Annotated in this window: 20 protein-coding genes; 8 read left to right on the top strand and 12 right to left on the bottom strand. The window is 71.9% G+C overall.

The features are described from left to right. Positions 1-263: 263 nt before the first annotated feature. The 3 genes from ACZ6ZR_RS05590 to ACZ6ZR_RS05580 form a co-directional block, all read right to left on the bottom strand. Entirely contained in the window at positions 264-494 is a 231-nt protein-coding gene (locus ACZ6ZR_RS05590; protein WP_465639631.1) for a hypothetical protein, read from the bottom strand. Between the two features lie 413 nt (positions 495-907). Beyond that, positions 908-1420 carry a hypothetical protein gene (locus ACZ6ZR_RS05585; protein ID WP_465639629.1) on the bottom strand — a complete coding sequence of 171 codons (513 nt, stop codon included), beginning with the start codon at positions 1418-1420 and terminating at the stop codon, positions 908-910. 268 nt (positions 1421-1688) lie between these two features. After that, entirely contained in the window at positions 1689-2081 is a 393-nt protein-coding gene (locus ACZ6ZR_RS05580; RefSeq protein WP_465639627.1) for a nuclear transport factor 2 family protein, read from the bottom strand. 108 nt (positions 2082-2189) lie between these two features. On the opposite strand from ACZ6ZR_RS05580, the gene ACZ6ZR_RS05575 reads away from it, so the two are divergent. Further along, entirely contained in the window at positions 2190-2687 is a 498-nt protein-coding gene (locus ACZ6ZR_RS05575) for a MarR family winged helix-turn-helix transcriptional regulator (RefSeq protein WP_465639626.1), read from the top strand. On the opposite strand, the gene ACZ6ZR_RS05570 is transcribed toward ACZ6ZR_RS05575, so the two are convergent. Then, positions 2674-3393, bottom strand: a complete 720-nt coding sequence (locus ACZ6ZR_RS05570) for an alpha/beta hydrolase (protein ID WP_465639624.1) — start codon at positions 3391-3393, stop codon at positions 2674-2676. The two genes, ACZ6ZR_RS05575 and ACZ6ZR_RS05570, sit on opposite strands and share 14 nt — an antisense overlap. A 468-nt stretch (positions 3394-3861) precedes the next feature. Here ACZ6ZR_RS05570 and ACZ6ZR_RS05565 point away from each other — a divergent pair, with 468 nt between their 5' ends. Beyond that, on the top strand, positions 3862-5496 hold the full coding sequence (locus ACZ6ZR_RS05565; protein ID WP_465639622.1) for an ABC-F family ATP-binding cassette domain-containing protein: 1635 nt from the start codon (positions 3862-3864) through the stop codon (positions 5494-5496). A gap of 308 nt (positions 5497-5804) precedes the next feature. Continuing rightward, positions 5805-6176 carry a hypothetical protein gene (locus ACZ6ZR_RS05560; RefSeq protein ID WP_465639621.1) on the top strand — a complete coding sequence of 124 codons (372 nt, stop codon included), beginning with the start codon at positions 5805-5807 and terminating at the stop codon, positions 6174-6176. A gap of 44 nt (positions 6177-6220) precedes the next feature. On the opposite strand, the gene ACZ6ZR_RS05555 is transcribed toward ACZ6ZR_RS05560, so the two are convergent. Beyond that, positions 6221-7339 (bottom strand): IS110 family RNA-guided transposase, encoded by a 1119-nt coding sequence (locus ACZ6ZR_RS05555; protein ID WP_465639619.1) that lies wholly within the window; start codon positions 7337-7339, stop codon positions 6221-6223. Between the two features lie 222 nt (positions 7340-7561). On the opposite strand from ACZ6ZR_RS05555, the gene ACZ6ZR_RS05550 reads away from it, so the two are divergent. Next, positions 7562-8695, top strand: a complete 1134-nt coding sequence (locus ACZ6ZR_RS05550) for an IS630 family transposase (protein WP_465639617.1) — start codon at positions 7562-7564, stop codon at positions 8693-8695. Between the two features lie 119 nt (positions 8696-8814). Here ACZ6ZR_RS05550 and ACZ6ZR_RS05545 read toward each other — a convergent pair whose 3' ends face one another. The 3 genes from ACZ6ZR_RS05545 to ACZ6ZR_RS05535 all read right to left on the bottom strand — a co-directional run bounded on the left by ACZ6ZR_RS05545 (position 8815) and on the right by ACZ6ZR_RS05535 (position 14483). Beyond that, entirely contained in the window at positions 8815-9252 is a 438-nt protein-coding gene (locus ACZ6ZR_RS05545; RefSeq protein WP_465639615.1) for a hypothetical protein, read from the bottom strand. A gap of 667 nt (positions 9253-9919) precedes the next feature. Next, positions 9920-11155: an IS110 family RNA-guided transposase gene (locus tag ACZ6ZR_RS05540; protein WP_465639613.1), complete on the bottom strand. Its 1236-nt coding sequence runs from the start codon at positions 11153-11155 to the stop codon at positions 9920-9922. A gap of 553 nt (positions 11156-11708) precedes the next feature. Further along, positions 11709-14483 carry an AAA family ATPase gene (locus tag ACZ6ZR_RS05535; protein ID WP_465639611.1) on the bottom strand — a complete coding sequence of 925 codons (2775 nt, stop codon included), beginning with the start codon at positions 14481-14483 and terminating at the stop codon, positions 11709-11711. 163 nt (positions 14484-14646) lie between these two features. Between ACZ6ZR_RS05535 and ACZ6ZR_RS05530 the strand changes: the two genes are divergently transcribed. The 3 genes from ACZ6ZR_RS05530 to melC2 all read left to right on the top strand — a co-directional run bounded on the left by ACZ6ZR_RS05530 (position 14647) and on the right by melC2 (position 18649). Further along, the gene (locus ACZ6ZR_RS05530; RefSeq protein ID WP_465639609.1) at positions 14647-16947 is read left to right on the top strand and encodes an ATP-binding protein; all 2301 of its coding nucleotides are present in this window, start codon (positions 14647-14649) and stop codon (positions 16945-16947) included. Positions 16948-17337: 390 nt separating this feature from the next. Next, positions 17338-17763 carry an apotyrosinase chaperone MelC1 gene (gene melC1, locus ACZ6ZR_RS05525; RefSeq protein ID WP_465639607.1) on the top strand — a complete coding sequence of 142 codons (426 nt, stop codon included), beginning with the start codon at positions 17338-17340 and terminating at the stop codon, positions 17761-17763. Between the two features lie 58 nt (positions 17764-17821). Beyond that, positions 17822-18649: a tyrosinase MelC2 gene (gene melC2, locus ACZ6ZR_RS05520; RefSeq protein WP_465639605.1), complete on the top strand. Its 828-nt coding sequence runs from the start codon at positions 17822-17824 to the stop codon at positions 18647-18649. Here the strand turns inward: melC2 and ACZ6ZR_RS05515 are convergent. From ACZ6ZR_RS05515 to ACZ6ZR_RS05505, 3 genes are all read right to left on the bottom strand, one after another. Next, positions 18631-19719 carry a MerR family transcriptional regulator gene (locus tag ACZ6ZR_RS05515; RefSeq protein ID WP_465639603.1) on the bottom strand — a complete coding sequence of 363 codons (1089 nt, stop codon included), beginning with the start codon at positions 19717-19719 and terminating at the stop codon, positions 18631-18633. The two genes, melC2 and ACZ6ZR_RS05515, sit on opposite strands and share 19 nt — an antisense overlap. Positions 19720-19786: 67 nt before the next feature. Continuing rightward, positions 19787-20365 (bottom strand): ECF RNA polymerase sigma factor SigK, encoded by a 579-nt coding sequence (gene sigK, locus ACZ6ZR_RS05510; RefSeq protein WP_465639601.1) that lies wholly within the window; start codon positions 20363-20365, stop codon positions 19787-19789. A gap of 83 nt (positions 20366-20448) precedes the next feature. Continuing rightward, a complete protein-coding gene (locus ACZ6ZR_RS05505; RefSeq protein WP_465639599.1) occupies positions 20449-20820 on the bottom strand; it encodes a hypothetical protein in 372 nt (123 codons plus the stop codon). A gap of 203 nt (positions 20821-21023) precedes the next feature. On the opposite strand from ACZ6ZR_RS05505, the gene ACZ6ZR_RS05500 reads away from it, so the two are divergent. Continuing rightward, positions 21024-21506, top strand: a complete 483-nt coding sequence (locus ACZ6ZR_RS05500) for a DUF4383 domain-containing protein (protein WP_465639598.1) — start codon at positions 21024-21026, stop codon at positions 21504-21506. A 73-nt stretch (positions 21507-21579) separates the two neighbouring features. Here the strand turns inward: ACZ6ZR_RS05500 and ACZ6ZR_RS05495 are convergent, their stop codons facing one another. Further along, the gene (locus ACZ6ZR_RS05495) at positions 21580-21873 is read right to left on the bottom strand and encodes a DUF3040 domain-containing protein (protein ID WP_465639597.1); all 294 of its coding nucleotides are present in this window, start codon (positions 21871-21873) and stop codon (positions 21580-21582) included. Positions 21874-21920: the final 47 nt, after the last annotated feature.

Genomic DNA, 21920 nt, shown 5'->3' with positions numbered 1-21920 from the left:
GACGCCAGCATCAGGCCCGGACCAGCCACTACAAGAGACGAGGCCACAGCCCAAGAGCTGAAGCCTCGTCACAATAAGCACCGTTGCAGTACTAGTGCCGTGCCCGGCACTAGCTCTTGATGGTCCGTCCGGTCGCGTTCGCTGACGGTCTCGGGTCGTCGGACGGCTTTGCCCACGTCGTGGCGGGTGGCGGGCCGCTGGCTTCTCGAGCCGAGCGGACTGCCGGGGCCGGACCGGGTGGGCTTGGGCACACGTGTCCCGCGTCAAGCAGTTGGCAGGTTTTGGGGTTCGGGAAAGTTGGGGACGAGCGGGTTCGCGGCACCGGTGTGGACGTCGTGGGGCCGGTTCCAGGCGAGCGCCTCGTGCGGGCGGACGGTGTTGTAGTCGGACACCTTCGCCCGCCGCGCGGCCTCGGCAACGGTCATCTCACCCGCCAGGATCGACAGCACGATCCGGACCTTCTCCTCCGTCGGCAGCGCCGGTGGCCTCACCATGATCGATCAGACTCCTTCAAGCAGCAGGACCCGCAAGAAACGAGCCCTGCCACAAAGTCTGACGCGGGACAGTGGAACGCTTGCCGATCGGGTGCGGGCCGGCCTTCACCGGTACTCCGGAGGAACTCGTTGCCCACGAGGAAGCAGCCCGAGGCCACCTCAACGGTTGAACGACAAGATGAGCACCTGTGTCCGAAGCCCGTTTTGGGTAGCTTGGAGCCCTGGCCCGGACCGGCGTCCGAGGACGACGGGCCGGTTGGCGAGCGGTGGTGCGAGGGTTGCGGTGTACGGCTCGCTGATCATTTCAGCATGAGTTCGGCCCAGGGGCTCGGCAGTTGAGGTGGTCGGGCGGAAGGGTGCCGCCCTGAGGCCGCCGCGTTGCCCGTCGACGGCCCCGGGCGGATGCGGAGGGTTCAGAACATGAGGTCGTAGCCGGCGTCCTCGTTGGCGCTGAAGTTGGCGTTGCCGTTGGCGTCGGAGAACCGGAGCGTGCCACCGACGACGGAGCCGGTGAACTCCTTGAGCTTGACCCCCTCGTGCGCGACGGACGCGAGCACGGCGATGGCGAGCTCCGATCCTTCGTCGAACTTGAGCTGGAGCGTGCAGTAGACGTTGTCGGCATCCGTACCGGCGACCATCTTCGTGCAGAGGCCGTACGCGGTACCGGGGTCGCTGCCCCTGGCGGCCTTGAAGGTGGCCTTGGTGGCGTAGGGGACACCGACGTCCGGGATCGCACCGCCCGCCAGCGGCGCCGCCACGCTGTCGATGACGAGGTTGGGAATGACGGCCGCCCTGGTCGAACGGTGGGCATCCGCCCGGTCCTGACCATCCGCCAGTGCCGGCACGCCCATCGCGGCGGTCGCGCCGACCACCAGGGCGGCGACAGCCACAGGGAAGGGCTGCTTGAAGAAGAGGGATCGTCGCACGGTTGCTCCAGGGTCATGACGGGATGGGCCGGTTGGCCGATCCGCATCGGAGCACACCGTTCGTGAACGGATCGTACGCCCCGCGCGGACGGACACGGAGTTCCACTCGAACGAACGACGCCCACTCGCCCGATGGGCGCATCAGGGGCCCGGACGGAGCGGCGCGGGAGCCGCTGAGCGAGGAGCCCCGTTCAAATCTTGGCCCTGCCCCCACCCGGGGCACCGAGGGGACCGTCACCCGACGGCCCCCTCGACCGCTTCTCCTCCCTCACCGGGCACTGCCCAAGTCCCGGTCGCCCTCCGCCCCTTCGAGCAGGAGAGTGGTCTCCTCGATCCGGCGGAACCGGCCGTCGGGGGCGAACTCCGCGAAGAGGTAGACCTCCATCCGGACGGTGGAGCCGTCGGTCTTGACCACCTCCACGGTGTGCCGGTCGGCGTAGCGGTCGCCGGAGGAGAGCTCGTCGTGGACCTCGACCGAACCGCCCGCGACCACCGTGCGCAGGTGGGCGATGTGGTCGAGGAACTCGGTGCGGTCGTCCCAGCGGCCGTCGGTGCGCTGACGGTAGTCGGGGGCGAAGTGCCGGTCGGCGGCCTCCTCCAGGGCGAGCCCGGGGGTGAGCAGCAGGTCGGTGAGCGCGGTGCGGATGTCGGTGCGGGGCATGGGAGTTCCTCCAGTGTTCCGATGTGACGGCGCCTCAGCAGATGCGTGCCTCAGGCACGCATCTGACCTTAGCCGAAAAGCGTGCGCTGTGCACGCTATTCTTCGGGGGTGACCGACTCGCCCAACCCGACGGACTCGCCCGGCGCGACCGGATCGACCGGTGCGGACATCGCCCACGCCCTCGGCCAGTTGCTCCGCCGGGGCACCCGCGCCCGCATCTACGCCCACCTGACCGACGGCCTCGGGTCGGCGGTCGACGACCTCACCTACCCCGTCCTCAGCGGCCTGGCCCGCACCGGACGGTGCAGCGCCGCCGACCTCGGCCGCGAGGTGGAGCTCGACCGCACCACCGTCACCCGCCGCGCCGACCGGCTCGAACAGGCCGGACTGCTGCGCCGCGAGCCCGACCCGGCCGACGGCCGGGCCACCCTGCTCGTCCTCACCCCGGCCGGCGAGCAGGTCATCGCCACCACCCGCCGGCGCCTGGCCGCCGCCATCGACTCCGCCCTCGCCGACTGGCCCGAGGACGAGGCCGAGGTCTTCGCCCGCCTCCTCCACCGCTTCGTCGCCGAGGGCCCCTTCGCCGCCGACCTCAGCCGGGCGTGATCCCACGCTCCGTCAGCCAGCCCAGCACGTGGTCGGCGACGGGGCGCCAGCCGCCGTCGACGGTGAGCGAGTGGCCGCGGTCGGCGAACTGTTTCAGGTCGGTGAGGGCGGTGGAGTCGCCGTACTGCTTGTAGACGGTGCGCGTCACCCGATCGGGGACCAGGCGGTCCTCCTGCCCGGAGACCAGCAGCAGCGGGCCACGGGCCGGATTGGCGGTGTCCACGGCGGTGCCGCGGTGGCACAGCACGTCCTCGACCAGGCGCCGTGGGGCCGGCACCGCGTACCGCCGGTACAGGCGGTCGGCCTCCTCCCGGCCGACGGCGTTTGCGACCAGTTCGCCGAAGCACGCGGCGGAGAGCTCGACGACGCCGCCCGGACACTCCAGCGCGTACTCCCGCTCCCGCAGCTCGACCTCGTTGATCGGCGCCGGAGCGAGCGCCACCGCCGCACGCCCCACACCGTCCCCGAGCAGGTGCTGCACGACCAGCCCGCCCACCGAGTGGCCGACCAGCACCGGCGGCACCTCGAAGGAGCGGGCGATCCCGGCGTAATGCCCCGTCAACTCGTCCAGCCCGAGGTCGGGCACACCCGGCCAACCCGGGGCGTGCACCGGGTAGCCGTGGCCGGCGAAGTGCTCGGCCCAGCGCTCCCACGAGCTCGCGCGCAGCCAGACACCGTGGACGAACAGGACGGGGGTGCGGATCACAACGGGCCCTCCGGAGGCGACGAGACCGGGCAACGACGAGGAACCATCCGAGCCTCCTGCATCCCCCACTCTCCGGGATCAGTCGAATGACTGAGTGATCGCCGTACCGACGACCCAACGCCGACGCCGTAGTCCCCGGAGGCGCTGGAGACGACGCTCCCGCGCACCGCCGGCCCTGAGGGTCCGTCAAATGACGACGGGCGGAGGCCGCTTCGAAACACCCGGAAAAAGCAGTCGACGCACCGTCGAACCGTCCTGTTACGCTTGCGAACGAATGACAGACCTCCGGCAGCAGGAGCAGAGGCAGACATGGTGAGTGACGACGACATCTCCGGGTGAGACCCGGTCCTGAGGCCGTCGGCGGGTGGTGGACACCCGGTGTGACGGCCCGGTTCGTCGTACCTCTCCATCCAGTCTCCCGTCACCCCGGCGGAGTCCGCTCCGCCCTGCTCACTTCAGGGTTGCGCCGTGTCCGATGCGTCCATCGTCTGCTCCCACCTGTCCTTCTCCTGGCCCGACGACACCCCCGTCTTCCAGGACCTCTCCTTCGCCCTCGGCCCCGGCCGCACCGGCCTGGTGGCGCCGAACGGCTCCGGCAAGTCCACCCTGCTGCGACTGCTGGCCGGCCAACTCACGCCCACGGCGGGGACGGTGACCATCGCGGGCACCGTGGCGTACCTCCCGCAGGACCTACCCCTCTCGGCCGGCCGCACCGTGGCCGAGGTGCTCGGCGTCGCGGACGTGATCCGCGCGATCGACGCCGTCGAGTCCGGGGACGTCTCGGAGCGGCACTTCACCACCATCGGCGACGACTGGGACGTGGAGGAGCGCAGCACCGCCCAGCTCGAACGCCTCGGCCTGGACGGCATCGGCCTGGACCGGCACCTGGAGACCCTCAGCGGCGGCCAGGTGGTCCAACTCGGTCTCGCCGCCCAACTCCTGGCCCGGCCGGACGTGTTGCTGCTCGACGAGCCCACCAACAACCTCGACCTGGCCGCCCGCCACCAGCTGTACGACGCACTGGACTCCTTCTCCGGCTGCCTGCTGCTGGTCAGCCACGACCGGGCCCTGCTGGACCGGATGGAGCGGATCGCCGAGCTCGGCGGCTCCGAACTCCAGCTGTACGGGGGCGACTTCACCTCGTACGAGCAGTCCGTCCAGGCCGCGCAGGAGACGGCGGAGCGGAACGTCCGCAACGCGGAGCAGGAACTCAGGCGCGAGAAGCGGGAGTTGCAGCAGGCCCGGGAGCGCGCGGACCGGCGGGCGAGCAACGCCGCGCGCAACCTCAAGAGCGCGGGGCTGCCCAAGATCTTCGCCGGCACCATGAAGCGCGGCGCCCAGGAGTCGGCCGGCCGGGCCGGCCAGGTCCACGCGGGGCGGGTCGGGGAGGCTCGGACACGGCTCGACGAGGCGGAGCGCGCGCTGCGCGACGACCAACGGCTGGTCCTCGACCTCCCCGACACCAAGGTCCCCGCCGGGCGCGACCTCTTCGTCGGCGAGGGCCTCCAACTCCTGCGCGACGGCGCCCCGTTCTTCGCGGACGGCGGCATCGACCTCACCATCCGCGGCCCGGAGCGGATCGTCCTGACCGGCCCCAACGGCGCCGGCAAGACCACCCTGCTGCGCCTCCTGCTCGGCGGCCTCACGCCCACCGACGGCCGGCTCCGCCGCGCCGAGGGCCGCGTCGCCTACCTCTCCCAGCGCCTGGACCTGCTCGACCCGGCCCTGACCGTCGCCGAGAACTTCGCCCTGGCCGCCCCCGAACTCCCCGCCGCCGACCGGATGAACCTGCTGGCCCGCTTCCTCTTCCGCGGCCCCAAGGCCCACCTCCCCGCCCACACCCTCTCCGGGGGCGAACGCCTCCGGGCCACCCTGGCCTGCACCCTCTGTGCCTCCCCCGCCCCGCAGCTCCTCCTGCTGGACGAGCCGACCAACAACCTCGACCTGGTCAGCCTCGCCCAGCTCGAGAGCGCCCTCACCTCCTACCAGGGCGCCTTCGTCGTCATCAGCCACGACGACCGCTTCCTCAGCACCATCGCCCCCACCCGCCACCTCCACCTCACCGGCGGCACCCTGACCGAGGCGGCGGTCCCGGCCGGGTAGGCCCCGCAGGGCCGGGGCCCGCGCCAAGGCGCAGGCGGCCGGGCCCGGGGCGGCGGGGGACCGCTCCGTGGGCCCGGCCGACGGGAGGTCAGCAGCGCACAGGGGGCGGCGCTGCTGCTCTGCTCGGCGGCCCGGTAGAGGTGTGGTGGGGCCGCCGTGGCCGGAACACTAAACCCCCAGGTCGGGCCGCCGCCAGACTTCCCAATGCCGCTTGTCAAGGAGATGTGACCCGTCTCAACGAGGTTTGACAGCACTGGACGGCTACCCCGCCCCGCCAGTGGAACCCGGTGATCAATAGGCTGTCGCACATGAAGCAACCGTCGGAGATGAGCGAGCGCGAGTTCTTCGCCTTCATGGGTCGGCGTCCAAGCATGGTCGTGGGCAGGAACTCGTTCGACATGGCGACCGTCTTCCTCTCCGGCTACGCAACGCACGCCGAACGCCACGGCGGCCCGGACCCCCTCGACGGCTTTCACGAGTGGCTGGTCGCCCGCCGAGGCCGAAACTGCAACCACGGCTGGCCGGGCCAGGTCCTACACATTGCTCTCCCCCACGGCTGGGAGAACTTCCAGGACCTACCGCCCGAGGACGAGCAGCGGGCCATCGGGGTCCTGTTCGAGCTCCTCGACGCCTTCCTCGCCGAACGCGAGGCGAAGGCGAACACCCAAACATCAGCGTGACCACACCGGCATCACCAGCGGCGATCAAACTTCGATGAGACGGGTCAAGATGAGATGACTGGCGGTGCAGGTTGGTAGCACCGACCGTCACGCAGAAGTGCCCACAGGACGTTGACGCGTCGACGTGCCAGGGCCAGGACGGCCTGGCTGTGGCGCTTGCCTTCAGCCCGCTTGCGGTCGTAGTACCGCCGCGAGTCGGGGCAGCACGTCAGGCTGCTCATCGCTGACATGTAGAAGACGCGTTGGAGCCCGCGGTGGTAGCGGGTGGGACGGTCTGGGCTGGCGAACAGGGCCATGTCGCCGCCGGTCGCGGCGAGGAACTCCGCGCCGAGCAGGGGGCCGATGCCGGGAACGCTGGTGACGATCTCGGCGTGCGGCTGGGCCTGGAACGCGGCCTGGATCGCCTGGTCGGCCTCGGCGATCTTCTCGTTCAGTTCCATGACCTCGCGGGCCAGGGTGTGCACCATGCGGGCCGTGGCCTTCTCTCCAGGGACGGAGGTGTGCTGGCGCTCGGCGGCGTCGACGGCCAGCCGTGCGAGGCTCGCGCAGCCGCGGACCTTGCGGTTTCGGAGCCAGGTCTCCAGTCTGCTGGCACCCATGCGGCGTATCCCGGCCGGAGTCTGGTAGCCCGTCAGCAGGACCAGCGGGCCATTGTTAGACAGGTCCAACGTTCGTTCAAGTGCCGGAAAGAGACTGGTCAGCATGCCTCGGAGTCGGTTGACGGCGCGGGTGCGGTCGCAGACCAGGTCGGTGCGTCGGCGTGTGGTCAGCCGGAGCTCGGTCAGGTTGTCGTCGGCGACGTTGACGGGCATCAGGTCGCGGCGCATGCGGGCTTGGTCGGCGATAACGACGGCATCGCGAGCGTCGGTCTTGCCTTCGCCCCGGTAGCCGGCGCTGGCGCGGTTGACGGTCCGGCCGGGGATGTAGAGGACACGCTGTCCGTGGCCGACGAGCAGGGCGATGACCAGCGCGGCACCGCCGTCGGCGAGGTCGATGGCCCAGGTCACGTCTTCGCCCAGGACGAGGACGTCGGCGATGAGCTTCAGCAGCTCGGGCTCGTCATTGGCAACGCGGCGCGACAGCAACTTGCCGCCCTCGGCATCCAGGGCCACACAGTGGTGATGCCCCTTGCCCGCGTCGATCCCCGCCCATATCCCGCTCATCGCGCTCCAGGTGCCGTCGAACTTGTCTCGTACTCGGACGACCGCGCCGTCGTTGTCCTACTCAGCGATGTGCTCGCAACTCCCAATGAGCGGCCGGGTCGTCGTTGGGGCACCGGGCGGCCAAGTCTCTCTAGTGCCGCATCAGCCAATGTTTGCCTCGTTGTGATGTGACGCGCCGTCCGGGTGATGCTTTGGACGGTGCCTCTGCGCCAAGCTGTGCGGATGGCAGAGCGGGTACGGGTTCGAGAGATCGATGATGACGAGGGGCAGCGGCTGCTGCGGATTGTCCGGCGGGGCACCGGGTCGGTGGTGACCTGGCGGCGGGCTCAGATGGTGCTGTTGTCCGCGCAGAGCATGGACGTGGGCAAGATCGCCGAGGTTACTTTCACCAGCACGGACCGGGTCCGCGACGTGATCCACAACTTCAACGCCGACGGCTTCGAATCCCTCTACCCGAAGTACCGGGGTGGCTGGCCCAAGACATTCACGCTTCCCGAGCGTCGGGAGATCAAGAAGATCGCGAAGTCCAAGCCGGCCGAGCACGGCCTGCCCTTCTCGACCTGGAGCCTGGCCAAGCTGGCGGACTTCCTGGTCGCCGAGGGGGTGGTCGACGACATCAGCCACGAGGGCCTTCGGGTCCTGCTCCACCAGGAGGGCGTGTCGTTTCAACGCGTGAAGACCTGGAAGACCTCACGTGCCCCGGACTACGCCGCCAAGAAGGCCCGTGTCGAGCACCTCTACGCGATCACCGACGGCGATGTCATACCCGAGGAAGGTGAGCCCGAAGTCGTCTTCTGCATGGACGAGTTCGGCCCGCTCAACCTCCAGCCCCACCCCGGCCGGCAGTGGGTCGAGTGCGGTGGAACGCACAAGGACCCCGACCGCGAACCCCGACCACGGCGGCGGGCGACCTACACCCGCCCGCACGGGGTCCGGCATCTGATGGCTGCCTACGACCTGGCCAAGGACAAGCTCTACGGCCACATCAAGAAGACCAAGAACCGCTCCAAGTTTCTGGAGTTCTGCCGTTACCTGCGCACCCTCTACCCGCTGGACATCCGGATCGCGATCGTCTGCGACAACTACTCGCCGCACCTGACCACCAAGCGGTGCCGGCGGGTCGCCGACTGGGCCGAGGCGAACAACGTCGAGATCGCCTACACCCCCACCAACAGCTCCTGGCTGAACCGCATCGAGGCCCAGTTCACCGCCCTGCGCTACTTCGCCCTCGACGATACCGACCACGCCAGCCACAAGGCCCAGGGCAGCATGATCCGCCGCTACATCATCTGGCGGAACAAGCACACCGCCGACCTTCGGCTCCGCAAGGTCGTGGCCAGGGCCAACGTCGCCTGACCGGCGACTGTCCGAACACCCCGGGGCCGGCGGGCAGCGAACACGTCTGCGCGTGATGCTGTCATCTGGCCTGGCGTTCGACAGTGTCGGCGAGCTGGACGGGTGTTCTGGCCAGAGGCCTACATATCCCATTCGCCGGGAGGGGTTGGCTCGGCATCCGGGTAGTTCTCCCGGAACTCGCGCAGCACCCATTCGTTGGCCGTGCAGACGTCCCAGCTCGTGCTGTCGAACTCTCTCAAGGTCACCACAAGCTCGCCGCCCGAGTACCCCCTGAAGTCCCCGTCGACCGTCTGCAGGTCGGGCGCGGCCAGGGCCAACAACTCCAGGGTGCCGATTCCGGCGCGCGTCGACGCACGTTCCAACTCGGCAAATGCGGCATCCAGCTGAGTGTGATCGGTTCGCGCCTTCCAGGTGAGGCCAAGCCCGAAAGATCCCAGTCGTACAAGGAGCTCCGCCAGGGTTACGTAGCGGAGAGTGACTTGCCCGGCGGCGCGATCACTGACATTTCGCCAAGCTGCGAATGTGAGCGACTGCATCGGGGCCGACGTCTCGGTCATCTGGCTGGAACCCCGTTCGCCCTGGAGGAGTCGGCATCGCCGACCCCTCCATTGTGTTGCTGATCCCGTCCAAACGAAACCGATTTCAGAGTGAGACCGCCAGCCTCACAACAGGGCAAACGTTGACTAATACGGCACTAGCCACGGTCGGCAACATCTCAGCAGCCACACCCGGCGCCCCTGGGCGACCGGACCCAACGAATGGCCCGCTCATCCCGCTCAGAAGGTAGGACATCTCAGGGAGCTAGGACGTCAACCGGTAGCAGGAACTGATGAGATTCGGGGTTCTGGCCGTGAAGGCGCGTCGGCGGCCTGCGGGAACGTTTCATCGCTCCCGGCGGTGGCTCCCCCTTGCACGGTCACAAACCGTTCGACCACCGCACCACCGGCGTCGTAGGGTCGGCAGATGCGACCTGCCTCGGGTCGCAGTTGGCCTCGGCTGACTAGGGCGACAGCCTGGAGCGGGGCGGTTGGCTCGTAAGCTCAGTTGGCCAGAGCTCCCGGCTGCTCGTCGGGGCGCGCAGGTTCAAGTCCTGCCGAGTCCGCGCAGCATGGCCCATATCCGCCTGCACTCCGGCCAGGTTCAGGACGCACTCCGAGCCGCAGGGCCGGCTGTCCGTTGAGTGTTCGGCCCGGCTGCCCGGTCAAGGGCGCTCTGCCCGTGTGACTACGCCGCCGCCATGAGAGCTTGCGGGGCTGCGAAGGCAATCTGTTCGTCGAACAGTCGGCGGTTCTGGAGGCAGTGGTGGAGCTGGCCCAGGAGTCGGTTGAGGAGGTTGCGCTGGGCGGCAGCGTGCCAGTCTCCGTGGTCGCGTCGGCGGCGGTAGTAGGCGTCGGCTCCGGGCGAGGCTGTGAGGGAGGAGAAGGCCCAGAGGAATCCGGCGTGCATGAGGCGGTTGTTCTTGACCATGCGTCGGCCGATGTAGCTCTTCTTGCCGGAGGCGCGGGTGATGGGCGCTGACCCGGCGTAGGCCTTGAGGCCGCGGGCATCAGCGAACCGGGTCCGGTCGTCTCCAATCTCCGCCAGGAGCCGGGCAGCGAGCTGCACTCCGAGCCCTGGGAAGCTCAGGTATATGTCCGCGTCCGGGTGTTCACGGAAGGCGACCTCGACCGCCTCGGCGAGATCGTCCCCAGCCTGACAGGCCGCGTCGAACTGCTTCAGCAGGGCAAGCAGTTGGTGACCGAAGGCGTCCTCGACCGCCTGGGGGTGGCGGGCGTGCTCGGCGCGGAAGACGTCACGCAGGCCTTCGGCCTCGGCGTCGATGCCGCGGGTGCGGCCGGCCCGCTTGAGCGCGGCCCGCAGCTGGACCACGGAGAGCGTCGCCGCCCTGGCCGGAGTGGGGGCTGCGGCGAGCACAGCGCGAGCGTCAGGGCGGGCAAGACCACCAGCTTTGCCCTGGAAGGCTTCCAGAGCGGCCGGGTAGTACTCACGCAGGAGCGAGCGGATCTGATTGCCGAGCTGCTGCCGGTTCCAAACGGCATCCTGTTGGGCGCGGGCCAGCACGGTGACGGCCCGGCCCTGATCGGAGTCGGCCGGCAGCGGCCGGTGCATGGGCATGTCGGTGCGCAGGATGTTCGCCAGCACCAGGGCGTCGCCCGAGTCGGACTTCTTGCGGGACACGCCGTGGCGGTCGCGGTAGCGGGCTGCGGCCAGCGGGTTGATCCCAAACAGCTTGCGGTCGCCGGCGCGCAGGATGGCCACCAGCAGGCCCCGGTTGGTCTCGATCGCCACCGGAATTGGCGCCTCGGGAATGTCGCCGTGCTCGGCGAGTAGGTCCAGCAGCAGCCGGTAGCCGGCCGCGTCATCGGTGATCCGGCGCTTGGCGATCAACTCGCCGTCCTCGTCGACCAGGGCGACATCGTGGTGCGATTCGGCCCAGTCGATACCGCAGAAGATCTTCAACCGACTCTCCCAACCTTGGCTGTTCTCGCAGGTCACGAGCCTATGCGGGTCATGCGGCGCCCTAATCCCAGGACTCTTCGGTCCGCCATCTCAGTAGCCGTTCATGACACCAGCGCGCCCCAGGGGCCCCAATCTGTGCCAGAGCTCAACGGCTCGCGGACTCATGAAGAGGTCAGCCCTGGAACGGGCTCGCGCCACGGCCACACAAACACGATCACCGGTGGGTTTCGCGGCGGCCCGAAGGCGCCAGCCAGCGCCAATCTCCGTTCAGACCTCACAGGTCAGGTAGGTATCAGGCATCAGCCCCGCGCCCACGCGACCACCACGAAACCCACCATCACCACCGTGACGGCACCGCTCTAGCGGTAGGCCTCGCGGGCCAGGGCTGTGAAAGGCATCCGCCACACCCGACAGATCCGGAAGCCCCAGCCGGGACGATCCGGAACTGCCTCACTACGGATTAGGGCTGTGACCAGGGAAATTTTCGGCCGCGGACATGCCACCCGGCCGACCCTGCCCACGCCCCCGCCCCCGCCCGCCGTTGGCGGACGCCTCAGGCCCGGTCGGCCGGCAACAGGGCGAGGGCGTCGCGCAGGGCGGCCCGGGACGTGATGCCGAGCTTCGGGAAGACGCGGTAGAGGTGGGAGCTGACGGTGCGTGGGGAGAGGTGGGTGCGTTCGCCGATCTCCTTGTTGGTGAGGCCGGTCGCGGCCAGGTCGGCGATGCGGCGCTCCTGCCAGGTGAGGGCCGCGGGGTCCGGGTCGGCCGCAGAGGCGGCGGAGGCCGGGGCGCCGCAGGTGCGGAGTTCGGCGCGGGCGCGTTCGGACCAGGCGCGGGCGCCGAGGCGGTCGAGGGTCTCGGCGGCGGCGGTGAGGACGGGGCGGGCGGCCCGGGGGCCGAGGTTCTGGCGCAGGTGGATGCCGTGGGCGAGGCGGATGCGGGCCAGCTCGAAGGGGAAGTCACCGGCGGCGGGGTGGGCCTCGGCCCGCCGGTACATCGCGTCGGCCTCCTCGTGGCCTTGGGCCGTCATGGCCAGCGCGCCGTAGGTGGTGACCGCGAGCCGGGGCGAGATCCCCGGCAGGTCCGCGTCGCGCGCGGCCTCCGCGTGGCGGCGGGCCTGTTCGCCGCGCCCCGTGTGCAGGGCCGCCTCGACCAGGTCGAGCAGGGTCCGCGTGGCCTGGTGCGAGCAGGGCTCGAACTCGCCCGGCGCGGTGATGCCGATCGCGCACAGGTAGGCCGCCTCGTAGTCCCCCTCGCTCAGGGCGGCCGTCGTCGCCACCGCCTCGGTGATCTGGGTGAGGAAGGCGATCCGCCGAGGCCGGGCCCAACTGTCCACCGCCTGCTGGAGTTCCCGGGCTCGCTCCAGATCACCCCGCAGCGCGGCGAGTTGGGCCAGGTAGGCGCGGCTCTGCTGCGCGAAGAGCACGTTCCCGTGGGCCGAGGTCAGCTCCAACGCCTGCTGCCCGGTGCGCTCGGCGGCCTCCCACTCGCCGGAGGCCAGCTGGTCGAGCATGATCAGGTGAAGCATCGTCATGCCGTTGTTCACCGCGCCCGTGCGCAGCTCGCGTTCCACGCTCCGCAGCAGGTAGGTCCGGTAGTGGCTCAGGTGGTCGACGTGGTAGGCGGCGACGCCGAGCCGGGTGATGTCCCACGGGTCCATGTCCGGGAAGTCCGCGTACGCGTCGGCGACCCGCTCGGCCACCCCCTCCCCCCGCCGCACCACGTCGCTCCAGGCGTCCTGGTAGATCCGCGACCGGGCGGGCACCAAGTCACCCAGGGAGTCCAGGAGTTGGTGCGTCCGCTGCCAGGAGTCGGCGTCGCCCGCGTACTGGCTGACCCCCAGCAGCAGGTTCACCACCCGCGCGACCTCCTCCGACGACCCGGCCGCACCCGCCCGCTCCACGGCGGCGAGCAGCTGCCGGTGCGCCGACCGCACGTCCCCGTCCTCGTAGAGGACCGCGTACGCGAAGGCCAGGGCCGAGGCCGTCGTCCCGGCCCCGCCGGACACCCGGTCGGCGCCGACCAGCAGTTGGGCCTGGTCCAGCAGCCCGGCGTGTCCGGCCACGAAGGCCGCGTCGCCGAGCCGGCGGGTACGGTCGGCGGCTGCCGGGCTCAGCTCGGCCGCCCGCGTCAGCCAGGTCACCGCGGCGGCGGCACCTCCGCGCCGGGTGGCCGAGGCCGCGGCCGCCTCCAGGGCGACGGCGACCTCCTCGTCCGGGTCGACCGCCGCGGCCGCCAGGTGCGTGGCCCGCCGTTCGACCTGGTCACGGTGGACCCGGGCCAACTCCGCGTGGGCGGCCCGGCGTTCGTTCGGGGTGGCCAGCCGGACCACGGTGGAGCGCACCAGCGGGTGCCGGAAGGCGAACTCCCCGCTCACCGGATCCTGGTCCAGCAGCCCCGCGGCGGCCGCCGCCTCCACGTCCCGCATCCGGTACCGCAGCACGGGCCCCGGCTCACCACCACCAACGGTACCCGCCGACACCGCGACGGCGTTGACGCCGTCGAGCGCACCCCGCAGCAACTCGGCCCGCACCGCCGCCCCGAGCCCCGCGACCCGCGCGCCGTACACCTGCCGGAACCGGTCCGGCAGCGGCACCGGCACCTGTCCGGCCGCGAGCTCTCCCTCCGCCAACCCGCCGAGGTAGGACGGGAGTTCGAGCAGGGCGAGCGGATTGCCCCGCGCCTGCTCCAGGACCTGCCGGCGCACCCGCCGGTCCACCGCCGGATGCCGCCCGTCGAGCAGCTGCTCCGCGGCGGCCCCGTCCAGGGGCGGCACCGGCAGCACCGGCAGGGCCGCCGCGTCGAAGCCCGCCGAGCTCTCCGGCCGCAGCGCGGCCAGCAGCTTCACGGTGGTACCGGCCAGCCGCCGGCCGACGAACCCGCAGACCTCCGTACTGGCCGCGTCCAGCCACTGGCCGTCGTCCAGCACCAGCAGCAACCGCTCCTGCGCGGCGGCCGCGGCGACCAGGTCCAGGACCGCGATCCCGAGGGCCATCACCGAGGGCGGCGTCTCGCGGCTGCGGCCGAAGACCACGTCGAAGGCGGTCCGGTGGGCGGCGTCCAGCCCCTCGGCGTACGGCAGCAGCGGGTGGAGCAGCTGGTGCAGGCCCGCGAAGGGCAGTTCGGACTCCGCCTCGACTCCGACCGCGCGCACCACCCGGTGGCCGGCGGCGGCCGCGCGCTGCGCGGTGTGCTCCAGCAGGGCGCTCTTGCCGACGCCGGTCTCGCCCTTGAGGACCAGGGCCTGGCCGTAAGCAGCCGTCAGGAAGGAGGTGAGCACCGCCCGTTCGTTCTCCCGACCGACCATGGGCGTGGTGAGGTGTTCCACCGTTGCTGCTCCTTCCCCCGGCTGGGCCGCGTCCAGCCTTCCCGCTCCCGCCCCTGGCGGCCAGGCGGCCGACAGGCGGTTCCCGGGCAGTTCGCAGGCAGTTCGCGGGCGGGCGCCCGGGTGAGATGATCTCCGTGCGGGGGCGGGTCGAGGGGGTACGTAGGTGGAGCGGACGGAGTTCGGCCGGCTGTTGCGGGGCGCGCGCGAACGGGCCCGGCTCACGTTGGAGGGGCTGGCGGCCGCCTCGGGCGTGAGCGTGCGGGCGATCGGGGACATGGAGCGCGGGCGCAGCGTGCCCCGGCTCAGCACGCTCGCCGAACTGCTGGACGCGCTGCCCCTGGACGAGCGGGAACGCCACGCCCTCACCGAGGCCGCCCGCCCCGCCGCCACTCCATCCCCCTCCCGGGAGAGCCCGACGCCGCGTCAGCTCCCGCCCGACCTGCGGCTGTTCCGCGGCCGCGAGGAGATCCTGACCCGGTTCGCCACCGCCCCGACGCCGACACCTACGCCAACTCCGTCACCGACCTCGGCACCAGCACTCGAGAGCCACCCGCCGGTCGTGGTGGTGAGCGGCCTCGCCGGGGTGGGCAAGACCAGCCTGGCCGTGCACTGGGCGCACCGCCACGCCGACCGCTTCCCGGACGGCCAGCTCTACCTCGACCTGCGCGGCTTCGCCCCCTCGGGCGACCACCTCGACCCCGGCGAGGCCCTCGCCGGACTGCTCAGCGCCCTCGGCCTGCCCGCCGCCGCCGTCCCCGAGGGGACCGAGCAGCGCGCCGCCGCCTTCCGGGAGCGGATCGCCGGACGCCGGGTGCTCCTGCTGCTGGACAACGCCCGCGACTCCCGGCAGGTCCGCCCGCTGCTCCCCCGGTCCGCGAGCTGTCTGACCGTCATCACCTCCCGCCACCACCTCACCGGGCTCGCCGCCACCGACGAGGCCGTGCTGGTCAACCTCGGCCCGTGGAGCGGCGAGGAGGGCCTGGCGGCACTGGCCGCCCGGATCGGCGCCGAGCGGGTGGCCGCCGAACCCGCCCACGCCGCCGAGCTGGTGGAGCTGTGCGGACGGCTGCCGCTGGCCGTGGCCATCCTGGCGGCCCGCCTCGGCGCCGAACCCGCCCTCGGCCTGCGGGCGGTGGCGGGCGAGCTGGCCCGGGCCCGTACCCGTCTGGACGAGTTCACCACCGACGACCCGCACACCGACGTCCGGGCCGTCTTCTCCTGGTCCTACCGGGCCCTCGACCCCGAGACCGCCCGCTTCTTCCGCCATCTGGCCGTCCTCCCCGGCCCGGTCTTCTCGGCCGAGGCGGCGGCCTCCGCCGGCGCCGAACCTCCCTCCCGGGCACGGCTGTTGCTCCGTTCCCTGGTCTCGGCGAGCCTGCTCGGCCGGGACGCGGACGGGCAGTTCGTCCTGCACGACCTGGTGCGCGAGCACGCGGCCGAGCTGCTGGACGGGGAGGGGGACGACCGGTACGCCGCCGAGCTGCGCCTGCTGGACTACCTGCGGCACAACGCGCGGGCCGCCGTCCGGGCCTGGGAGACCCGCACCATCCACGCCCTGGACCACGCGCCCGCGCCCGGCGTCACCCTGCTGCCCTTCGACGACCGCGAGGGGGCGCTCGCCTGGTTCCGGCGGGAGGAGCGCACCATCCTGGCCGCGCTGCGCCAGGGCGACGACCCCCGGCTGCTGCACTTCCGGACCAGCCTCGCCGAGGACTGCGTCCCCTACTTCTCCGCGCTGGGCCAGTGGGCCGACGAGATCGAGATCCAGCGGCTGGCCCTGGAGGCGGCCCTGCTGCTGGGCGATCCCGCGGGCATCTGCCGGGCCGCCGCCGCGCTGGCCCGGGCGCTGGCCGAGGCGGGACGCGGCGAGGAGGCCGAGGAGACGGTCGGCCACCTCGAACACCACCTGCCCCGGCTCGCCCCGTTCGAACGGGCCAACGCGCTGCGCAGCCTCGGCTGGGTCCGGGGCCGGCAGCAGCGGTACGCGGAGGCGCTCGACCACGCCCGGGCCGCGCTGGCGATCTACCGGACCCTGGACGACCCCAACCCCGTCGCCCGTGAACTCAACGCCGTGGGCTGGTACTCGACCCTGCTCGGCCGGCACCACGCGGCCATCGCCAGCTGCCGCGAGGCACTGCCGCTGCTCCAGCGGACCGGCAACACCTTCAGCGAGGCCGCCACCTGGGACAGCATCGGCTACGCCCTCCACCGCCTCGGTGAACTCCCGGAGGCGGTGCGGCACTTCGAGGTCTCGCTACGCCTCTACGGGGAGGTCCTCAACCACTACAACCAGGCCGAGGTGCTCGCCCACCTCGCCGAGGCCCAGCACGACCTCGGCGACCTCGCCGCCGCCCGCACCGCCTGGCTGCGCGCGGCCGAGCTCCTCACCGCCCTCGGCAACCCCCGCGCCGCGGCCATGCACGCCGCCGCCGACCGGATTGCGGGCCGTCCGACCGGGGCATGACACGTTCCGTGACCGGAGCATGATCGTGAGTGCTCCCCATCGCGCCATCCTTGTGGCGTGAGCCAGCTCACCATGCCCGCCACCAGCACGGGGGCCGCGGAAGGATCTCCGGCCGGGCGACTACACAGGGTGAAGATCCCTCTCCTTCTGATGATCGTTCAGTGAAGGAGGTGAAGATCTTACGGTCCGTCCCGAGAAGTGGTCCACGCTCCGCTGGCTCGATCCAGCCACCTCCTTTCGACCCCCGCCGATCGGCAGTTCCGCAGGCGATCCCGACTTGAAAGCATCGAAACTGCGAGGGTGATCTTGGGATTCCTTCGCATTAACGTTTCTGCACTGCTTGATGAACGGCGCCCCAACACAGCGGGGGCGCCCAAGGGGGTACTTCTGATGTCCGAAACCACCCACACCTCGGAACTGACCCGCCGTCGGATGCTGCAGGGCTCGGCCGTCGCGCTGACCGCCGCCGCCGGCACCTTCGCGCTCGGCCTCGTCGGCCCGGCCGGCGACTCCGCCACCGCCGCCGACCCGGGCGCCTCCGACACCTTCGACGAGGTCTTCCACGGCCGCCGCATCCAGGGCCGTCCGGTCGCCGACACCGGCGGCCACCACCACGGCACCACCGGCGGCGCGGGCGGCGGCACCGGCTACGCGGTCCACATCGACGGCGAGGAGCTGCACATGATGCGCAACGCCGACGGCAGTTGGATCAGCGTCGTCAACCACTACCAGACCTTCGCGACGCCCCGCGCGCTGGCCCGCGCCGCCGTCAACGACCTCCAGGGCGCCGCGCTCGTCCCGGTCGCCGTCGCCTGATCCGCGGCACACCCTCACCTTCACCCTCACCAACCACCACACGTACAAGGGGGGACTCATGGCAGTCCGCAAGAACCAGGCGACCCTGACGGCCCAGGAGAAGCGCGCCTTCGTCAACGCCGTCATCGCGCTCAAGCGCAACGGCGGTTACGACTCCTTCGTCAGCACCCACAACCAGTTCATCGTCAGCGACACCGACAACGGCGAGCGGGTCGGCCACCGCTCGCCGTCCTTCCTGCCCTGGCACCGCCGCTTCCTGCTCCAGTTCGAGCAGGCGCTCCAGGCGATCGACCCCACCGTCACCCTCCCCTACTGGGACTGGACCGCCGACCGCACCACCGGCGCCACCATCTGGGGCGCCGACTTCATGGGCGGCAACGGCCGCAGCAGCGACGGCCAGGTCACCACCGGCCCGTTCGCCTACAACACCGGCAACTGGACCCTCACCGTCCGCCCCGACACCCGCAACTACCTGCGCCGCTCCCTCGCCACCGGGGTCGCCCAACTCCCCACCCGCACCGAGGCGGACGGCGTGCTCAACATCGCCGAGTACGACGCCGCCCCGTGGAACAGCACCTCGGCCGGCTTCCGCAACAACCTCGAGGGCTGGCGCGGCGTCAACCTCCACAACCGCGTGCACGTCTGGGTCGGCGGCATGATGAGCACCGGCATGTCCCCCAACGACCCGGTCTTCTGGCTCCACCACTGCTTCATCGACAAGCTCTGGTCCGAGTGGCAGAAGCGCCACCCCTCCTCCCCCTACCTCCCCGCCGCCGGCACCGCCAACGTCGTCGACCTCAACGACACCATGAAGCCCTGGAACAACGTCACCCCGGCCGACATGCTCGACCACACCGCCCTCTACACCTACGACACCGGCTTCTGACCACCCTCGTCCACGCCCGGCGGACCACCGAACACGGCCCGCCGGGCGCCCGCCGCTCCGCTTCCGCCGTCACCGCCCCCGGGGCAGGTGGCGGTGCGTTCGAGGAGGTCGAGGGCGGCGGGGAGGGAGCGGGGGCCGGCGGTGCCTTCGGGTTGGTCGCCGCGGTGCCAGCCGGGGCCGGCGGCGAGGACGCGGGGGTGGGTGCGGGCGCCGCGTGGGCCCCAGGTGGTGGTGAGGACGCGGCGGACGAGGTGGGGGTCGGCGGTGGTGGGGTGCTGGGACCAGAGCATGACGGCGCCCGGGCCGGTGCGGTCCAGGGCGTCGAGCAGGGCGCGCGGCGGGACGGCCGCGCCGAGCATGCGGAACGGGATCCGACGGGCTGTCAGGCCAGCGGCGACCGCCTCCAGGGGGAGGGTGTGCTGTTCGTCGGGCATCGCGGCCAGCAGGACGGGCGGGACCGTGCGCGGGGCGCCGGGGCGGACGGCCTCGGTGCGCAGGACGGTGGAGACGTGCCAGGAGAGCAGGTGCTCCACCTCGACGTACTGCTCGCCCGAGCGGGCCCATTTGCGGCCGGCCGCGCGCAGGGCCGGCATCATCACCTCGCCCCAGGCCTCCACCACGCCCAGCTCGTCCACGGTCTCCCGCAGGAGGGCGGCGACCTCGGCCGAGTCCAGCCGCACGGCGGCCCGGACCAGGCCCCGGCACTCCGGACGGACCGCGCCCACCCGCAGGGCGCGGTCGCCGTCCGTCGGGGTGCGGCCGCCGGGCGGGGCGGTGGCCGGGGTGCCGCGCTCCGCGAGGACGGCGCGGGCCGCCTCGGCGGGCGGGACGCCCCGGGCGGTCAGGGCGCACATGGCAGCCAGGGTCTCGATGTCCGCCGGGCTCCAGCGGCGGTGGTGGCCGGGGTCGCGTTCGGCCGGCCCGAGGCCGTAACGGCGTTCCCAGGAGCGGACGGTGGTCGGGGAGACCCCGAGCTGCCGGGCCACCGCCCCGGTGGGCAGGCCCGCGCCCGGGCCGTCCGGCGGCTGCGGTGTCGCGTGCTCCGGCGCCCCGGTCTGACGGTCCCTCATGACACGCCACCATCCCACGTCCGCAGGGGTGCGGGCCGCGGGCCGACGGCGGCCGGCCGCGGGCCGTTCAGCGGACGACCATCGGTCGCAGCCGGCGCAGCCCGTCCCGCATCCGGGTCTTCACGGTGCCGAGCGGCACCCCGAGCAGCGCCGCGATCTCCCGCTGCGAGTAGCCGCCGTAGTAGGCCAGCACCAGCGACTCGCGCTGCGGCGCGGTCAGCTCCGCCAGCGCCGACCGGACGCGCTCCGCCTCCAGCAGGTGCTCGACCTGGTCGGTGGACGGGGCGTGCAGCGGTTGGTCCTGGCGGCTGAAGCGCAGCTCGCGGTCGGAGGAGGCGCGGACCGAGCGGACCCGGTCCACCGCGCGGTGGTGAGCGATCGTCAGCGCCCAGGTCAGTACGGTCCCGCGTTCGGGGCGGTAGGCGGCGGCGGTCCGCCAGACCTCCAACAGGACCTCCTGGGCGACCTCCTCCGCGTGAGCGGGGCTGCGCAGCAGCCGCAGCGCGAGCCCGTACACGGGGCCGGCGAGGGAGCGGTAGAGCTCGGCGAAGGCGGCCTGGTCGCCGCGGGCGACCGCCGCGAGCAGGGCCGGCCGGCCGTCCTGGGCGGGGGACGGCCGGCACTCGGTGGTCACTGTTCCGGTCACACCGCCACAGTGCGGCGAATCGATGCGTCGCGGCCAAGCGCAGCGTTGGTGCAGCGTTTCGCGGGCGGTCAGCGAGGAGCGGCTCAGGCCCCGCGCGGGGTCCGGGCCAGGCCGAGGACGGAGAGCGAGGCCCAGCCGACCGAGACCGTCAGGGCCATGGCGCGGTGGCGGCGACCCGGGAGGGTGGTGGTCAGGGTGAGGGCGTCGGAGAGGTCGGAGGCGATCCGCAGGGCGGCGGCGGTGCGCAGGCTCCGGTCGTCCGGAGCGAGGGCCATGGCCAGGCCGCAGGCGGCGTCGCGGAGGGCGAGCGGCCGCAGGCAGGTGGCCACGTCCCGGGGCACCGCCCCGCCCGGGGCCAGGCCCGAAGGGCCGGCCAGGACGAGCGGCCGGGCGGCCACGGCCAGGCCGTAGAGGGCGGTGGCGGCTCCGACCGTCCTGAGCAGTCGACGATCCATCGCGGTGACCTCCGTGGTCGGCGGGCCTGCGGCTGCCGCAGGCGGTTTGTCCCTGTCTTCGGCGCGGAACCCGGTGACGGATGGGCCCGCTCCGGCGGGAAAACGCTGCGCGAGCGCTGCGAGTGCCCGCCCGCCGGTGCCGGGAGGACCGTCACGGGTGGAGGACCGGACACCTCCGGATCTCCGTGAGGAGGAGACGAGCCATGAAACTCCAGGACGAACTGCCGGTCGACCACCGGCTCGCCCGGGTCTACCGGATCGGCGCCGGACTGTGCGGCGCGGTGCTGTTGGTGTTCGGCTGCCTCGGGCTGGCCGACGGACTGTCGTTCTTCAGCACGGACGGCGAGAACGTCGCCGGCCTGTCCTCGAACGGGCTGCTCAGCGTCGTCTCGCTGGTGGTCGCCGCCGTGCTGATCACCGGCGCGGTCATCGGCGGCAACACCGCCTCCACCGTGAACATCGTGGTCGGCACGCTGTTCGTCGTCAGCGGCTTCGTGAACCTCGTGCTGCTGGAGCGCTCCGCCAACCTGCTGGCGTTCCGGATGCCGAACGTGATCTTCAGCTTCGTGATGGGCCTGCTGATCGCCACCTTCGGCATGTACGGCCGGGTCAGCGCCGGACTGCCCCGGGACAACCCGTACTGGCTGCACCGCCACCCCGGTGCGACCCCCGCCGGCGACTCGTAACGCCCTTGCCCCCGAGCATGGTCGATGCCCCGCCGGGAGCCACCGGCGGGGCATCGACCACGGGCCGGCGCGGTCAGCGCATCCGCAGTCCGGCCAGGCGGCGGAACGCGGCCACCACCACGGCGCCCGCGAGCACCGCGGGGACGGCCGCCCACGGGGTCCGCAGGACGGCGAGGACGGTGCAGGCCTCGGCGAGGAGGGAGAGCAGCAGGACGGTGAGGACCAGCGGGAGCGGCCGGGCGGCAAGGCGCCGGAGCGGGCCGGGCCGGTGGCGGAGGAGTCGGTCGAGGGTGGGGTCGGTGTGACGGAGGGTCTCCTCGATGCCGTGGAGGAGGCGGAGTTCGGCTGCGGTGAGGTGAACTGCCATGGCCCATCTGCTCCTTGGACGGATCGGCTGTCGGACGGCTTCGGGAG

It is taken from the genome of Kitasatospora sp. NPDC088742 (genome assembly GCF_055584905.1).
The sequence above is the reverse complement of the archived record's forward strand: the minus strand, read 5'-3'. Positions and strand labels throughout refer to the sequence as shown.